This is a genomic window from Streptomyces sp. (genome assembly GCF_031181555.1).
Lineage (GTDB): Bacteria > Actinomycetota > Actinomycetes > Streptomycetales > Streptomycetaceae > Streptomyces > Streptomyces fimbriatus.
On sequence record NZ_JAPSKQ010000118.1, the window covers coordinates 17398 to 20517 of the forward strand.

2 protein-coding genes and 1 pseudogene are annotated in these 3120 nt (G+C 73.6%); 1 reads left to right on the forward strand and 2 read right to left on the reverse strand.

The window, feature by feature from the left end; genetic code table 11:
- Positions 1-239: pseudogene (locus RIM90_RS21900) on the forward strand (phytanoyl-CoA dioxygenase); the annotation flags it as partial.
- Positions 240-542: 303 nt separating this feature from the next.
- On the opposite strand, the gene RIM90_RS21905 reads toward RIM90_RS21900, so the two are convergent.
- A complete protein-coding gene (locus tag RIM90_RS21905) occupies positions 543-1853 on the reverse strand; it encodes a PLP-dependent aminotransferase family protein (RefSeq protein WP_309062443.1) in 1311 nt (436 codons plus the stop codon).
- Positions 1850-2962, reverse strand: coding sequence for an alpha-hydroxy acid oxidase (locus tag RIM90_RS21910; RefSeq protein ID WP_309062444.1), 1113 nt, complete (start codon positions 2960-2962; stop codon positions 1850-1852). Before RIM90_RS21910 ends, RIM90_RS21905 begins: the two co-directional genes overlap by 4 nt.
- Positions 2963-3120 lie beyond the last annotated feature (158 nt).

Here is a 3120-nt window from a genome sequence, read left to right on the forward strand (position 1 = left end):
TCGGCGGGATGGCACAGGGGCCGTTCGCCGCCGCACCCAATTCCCCGGCCCTGCACCGGGCGTACGACCTGCTGGTCGGCGCCGGGCGCTGGGAGCCGCGCTACTCGCTCGGCACCTTCCCGCTGCGCTTCCCGCACGAGCAGGAGCCCGACGACGCGGGCTGGCACATTGAGGGCAGCTATGCGGGGGAGGGCGAGACCTGGCCCTTCACCAATCTCCGCTCACGCGGCCGGGGGCTGGGTCAGGCCACCTCCGGTCCCGACGAGGAGGACGCCGGCCCCGCCAAGTAGAGCGCTCATCCGCCAACTAACAGGACTCCGTTGGGTCTTTGGGTTGGGCCTGTTCCTGAGCATGTTGGGTGGATGGACGCACATGAAGTGAACCGTGTCCGGGCGAAGTTGGCTTTGTACGTGACAACGCCTGATCTTGTTGTTGTGGCCTTCGACGGCGGCGGATCGACGGCGGCCTGTCGTCTCGTCACCCGTGCACAGCGCGCCAGGAGCGGCAGGCATCAGGGGTGCGCCCCTGGCGGCGCGGGCGCGTCAGCAGGAACGTACGAAGGCGGCGAAGCGGTCGAGCGCCTCCTCGATGTCCTCGGGACCGAGCGCGCTGCACGACAGGCGCAGACAGCGCAACGGTCCGACACCGGTTCCGGTGTCCGCTGCCGCGGCGTCGTAGAAGTGGTGCAGTGGCGTCCACAGCACCCGGTGGTCGCGCGCCGAGCGCTCCAGTACCGCGTCGGTGACGTCGAACGGCACCTGGACGACGACGAAGAAGCCGCCCTCGGGACTGTTCCAGCTCACCCCGGACACCGACGGGTCGGGGAAACGGCGGGCGAGTCCGTCGACGATCCGGTCGAGGCCCTCCCGGTACACCTCGCTCTCCCGTTCGTTGGCGCGGACCAGGCTGCACCCGTGCTCCAGCAGCCTGCCCCCGGCCACGGCCTGGGCGAGGGGTGAGGTGTTGACGGTGACCATGCTCTTGGCCCTGGCGAGCAGGTCGGCCAGGTAGGGCCCGTCCCCGACGGGCTGGTCGGCCACCGCGTAGCCGATCCGCACGCCCGGGAACACCGTCTTCGCCAGCGAACCGAGGTGGACGACCCGGCGCCCGGCGTCAAGGGCCTTGAGGGTCGGCAGTCGCATCCCCCGGCGCGGGAAGAGGCCGTACGGGTTGTCCTCCAGGAGGAGGATGTCCTCCCGCTGCGCGAGGTCGAGGAGGTCACGGCGGACCGGTTCCGGCATCCGGATGCCGGAGGGGTTCGCGTGGTCGGGGACGACGTACAGGGCGCGCGGGCGCAGCCCGGCGGCGCGGGCCTCGTGGAGCCGCCGTCGCAGGTCGTCCAGGTCGACGCCGTCCGGGCCCTCGGCGACCGGGCGCACCGGCAGGTCCAGGAGCCGTGCCGCCCCGGTGACGCCGACGTAGGCGGGGGTGACGGCCAGCAGCACGTCGCGGTCGTCGCGGCGCAGCAGCCGAAGGGTGAGGAAGAGCGCCTCCTGGCAGCCCGTGGTGACGACGACGGCCTCCGGATCGACGTGGATGCCCTCGTCCTCGGCCAGCTGGCGGGCGATCAGCTCGTGGATGATGCCCTTGGTGCGTCCGTACTGAAGCAGGGTGCGCCGGACCCGCTGCTCGCCGAAGCCCCGTTCCGTGCGCAGGTGGTCGGTGAAGACCCGCAGCGCGCGGTGGATGTCCTCGACGTCGTAGAAGCCCTCGTACGGGGTGCCCGCGGCGAGGGAGAGCGCGTCCGGGTAGCGGCCCGCGACCTCGTTGAGGAAGTTCATCGAGGACAGCAGCGGGTCGCCCACCGAGGGGTGGAGGGCGGCCGGGTCGAGGCTTTCCGCGGTGGTGGTCATCCCGCCTCACCTGCCGGACCCACGACGGTGCGCAGCCGGGCCGCGGCGGCGAGGTCCGGGCAGCCGGCCAGCGCGAGGGCCAGTTCCAGCTCCTCGCGGACGAGTTGGAGCACCCTGTGTACGCCCTGTCGTCCTCCGGCCGCGAGGCCCCACAGCACGGGGCGGCCCAGCAGTACGCCGTCCGCGCCGAGAGCGAGAGCCTTCAGGACGTCCGTGCCGCTGCGGATGCCGCTGTCGAGGAGCACCTCGCACCGTCCCGCGACGGCCCGGGCCACGGCGGGCAGGGCGTCCAGGGCGGGAAGCGCGCCGTCGAGCTGGCGGCCGCCGTGGTTGGACACCACCAGCGCGTCCACGCCGCAGGCGGCGGCGCGTTCGGCGTCGGCCGGGTCCAGCACGCCCTTGAGGACCAGGGGCAGGTGCGTGTGCGCGCGCAGCCAGTCGAGGTCGGTCCAGGTGAGGGACGGGTCGACGACGTCGGCGGTCTGTGCGGCGACCGCGCTGACGCCGCTGCTCGCGGTGCGCGGCACGCCGTCGGGACGGGGGCCGAAGTGCACGGGTGACACCCCGTCGGGCAGGGCGAAGGCGCCGCGCATGTCGGCCGTGCGGCGTCCCATCCGGGGCGTGTCGACGGTCAGCATCAACGCACGGCAGCCGGCCGCCTCGGCGCGCTTCAGCAGCTCCTCGGTGTGGCCGCGGTCGCGCAGCCAGTACAGCTGGAACCAGGTGGCGACGCCGGTGGCGGCGATGTCCTCCACGCTGGTGCTGCTGAACGTGCAGGCGGTGAAGGGGACACCGGCGTCGTGGGCGGCGCGGGCGGCGGCCAGTTCGCCGTCCGGGTGCACGGCCCGCTGGTACGCCATCGGGGCCACGGCCACCGGGAGGGCACAGTCCGTGCCGAGCAGGGCGCGGGCGGTGCTCACGGACGAGACGTCCGAGAGCACCCGGGGGACCAGATGGAGCCGGTCGAACGCGGCGCGGTTGGCGCGGAGGGTGAGCTCCGCGCCCGCCGCCCCGCCGACGAAGCGCTCCACGCCGGCGGGCAGGACCGCCGCCGCGAGCGCCTCCGCGTCGGCGGGGGTGAGCAGGCCGGCGACCGCCGGGTCGGTCACGCGGCCTCCCCGTCGGCGTTCGCGGCGGCCTCGTGCTCGGCCTTCTCCGCCTGGACGGCGTCGTACAGTGCGCGGACGTTGCCGCCGCCGAAGCTGTCCGCGCCGGCCCGCTCGATGATCTCGTAGAAGACCGTGCGCCTGGGGTGGACGGTGCGCGT